This window comes from Szabonella alba (genome assembly GCF_016765775.1).
Taxonomy (GTDB): Bacteria; Pseudomonadota; Alphaproteobacteria; order Rhodobacterales; family Rhodobacteraceae; genus Szabonella; species Szabonella alba.
Map to the genome: position 1 here is coordinate 1 of NZ_JAESVN010000037.1, position 2,025 is coordinate 2,025.

A 2,025-nucleotide genomic window follows, 5' to 3' on the forward strand; every position below is an offset into this window, starting at 1 on the left:
TTCAATAGTCCCATGTTTATCACTCCATTGCCCCCCGTCGCTCACCGCGCGGGAGAAGGGTCACATGGGTCAAATCTCAATGAAAATTACACGCCTACCCGGGTCAGTTCTGGGTGAAAATCAACAGCGCGAGGTCTGGTATTACGATTACCGGACCAACATCCACCACACGCTGAAGAAGAAACCGCTGAAATACGAGGATCTCGCCGATTTCGTGCGCCTGTACCGCCCGGAAAATCGGCACGAGCGCACGGCGACCTGGTCAGAAGCAAGCCCTGAGGGCCGCTGGCGGTCGTATTCCCGGGAAGAATTGCTGGCACGCGACAAGGCGAGCCTCGATCTGTTCTGGTTGAAGGACAAGAGCTTGACGGATCTGGATAATCTCCCCGAGCCAGACGACTTGGCGCAGGAGATCATCGAGGAACTGGAGGCCGGGCTGAGCAGCTTGCGATCGGTGCTGCTGGAGTTGAGAGGGCGGTGATGCTGGCCTCCCATGTCAGGCGAGTTAGCCAACGAGCATTCTTGGCAGGCTTCGAACCTGGCGGTGTAGCGGTGTGACTCGAGGAGAGTGTCTGCGAAATACCGCTTTGGGCGGAAAGCAGCCTTAAAGCAGTGCAGCATGGCAGTTGCGGCGAAAACGGGAAAGCGGTCGTTCCAACGACGCCCCGCGGGACTAGAGCTGTGCCTCGCTGCTGGCGATGCGATGCCGGTGTTCCGATCTGGCTCCGGGACAACTGAACTACCCGAACAGGGGCCCTATCCGATATCGGCGAACTGGTCCTACCCTGCTCCATCGATGACCAGATCACCGAGCCAGGCGGTCGCCTCTTCGACGGTGTGCATCACCTTACAGCCATAGAGCGTATCAAGCCGCATGTGGCCGCTGGTGATTAGGCTTCGCAGCTTACTCTCGGTGAAAAATGCCTTGCAGTGGGGCAGCGCCGCAGCCGCGTGTCGAAAGTCAAAGAGGTCGTTGGGCTTGATCACTTGCCCTTTGCGATACCGGACCGCGGCGTGCAGTGCTGCCTGAATATAGAGGCTCGGGAATTTGCGGCGGTTTTCATCCTGCTGAAGCGCAAGTGACATTATTCGCCCCGTCTCGCGCCCGAACTTCCGGCTGGCCTCGATGTCTTCTGCCAGCTGCAGCTTGCCGTACGCCCCTGCCAGCCTGCGAAACTCTCTGGCTGCAATGCCGGTAATCATGCTGGTGGCCCCAGCCACCTCGTAGCGCACCGCAGTCGCGTAAGTGTCGATTTCATGTTCATGCAGGCACTCCTGTTCTTTCAGGAATACCGCAAGGCGTTCGCTCTCGCCTCTCGCATCGAAAACACCGGTTGGATAGGTCGCGGCGACTTCGGAGGGCTTTGCCTGCCAGGCACGCTCAGTCAGTTCGATCAGCACCCTGTCGCTGATCTCGACACCTTTTGGGCGGAGGTCTTCATAGCCAAAGGCGAAAACGGCCTTAGTCCAGACGGGACGCGGCACCGGTGGATGCGCCGGGTGAGACTGGGCGAGCAGGGCTTCGATCTCGATGGCGTTGCGCTCAGAGACCGGAACAAGCGCAACGCCGAGGCTCAGATGGTCCACCAAATGCATGGTCTGCGCAAAGCACTCGGGCGTTTGCTTGCTGAATTCCTCGATGAGATCTGCAGTCACCGGGAAGAAAGCTCGCCCGGATTGCACGGCAAGGCGCAAGGCTCCGAGAAATGAGATCAGTTTCTCGTCCACCACATCATCGAAGGCTGCTTCGCGTGCCCAGATCCAGAATCGCGTGTCGAGGAATACTGGCACCCGATCCACCAACTGGTGCGCTAGGTCCCATTGCAGTGCCAGAGCACGGTCCGCCGCCGCGCCAGCACCCCAAGGCCATTCGTAAAGCTCGGCTTCATCCTCTTGCCCGTCTGGACCTGTCACGTATTTGTGCCGCCCCCAGTGCTCGTTAGGCCACTTTCCGTTCGAAGGCGACCGGGCTTTTCCAGTCCAGTGCTGAGTGGCGTCGTCGCGGATTATAGAACCCGTTGATGT

General features: G+C 59.2%; 2 protein-coding genes. One reads left to right on the forward strand and one right to left on the reverse strand.

Features of this window, described 5'->3' with window-relative positions:
* Positions 1-79: 79 nt before the first annotated feature.
* On the forward strand, positions 80-481 hold the full coding sequence (locus JL811_RS19785; protein WP_202690423.1) for a hypothetical protein: 402 nt from the start codon (positions 80-82) through the stop codon (positions 479-481).
* A gap of 299 nt (positions 482-780) precedes the next feature.
* Here JL811_RS19785 and JL811_RS19790 read toward each other — a convergent pair.
* Positions 781-2,025 (reverse strand): hypothetical protein (locus tag JL811_RS19790; protein ID WP_237685103.1); only part of this gene is annotated, 1,245 nt, incomplete at its 5' end.

What these genes read in the sequence shown, in the direction of transcription:
- JL811_RS19785 (WP_202690423.1), top strand. Translation starts at nt 80, where the DNA reads ATGAAAATTACACGCCTACCCGGGTCAGTTCTGGGTGAAAATCAACAG.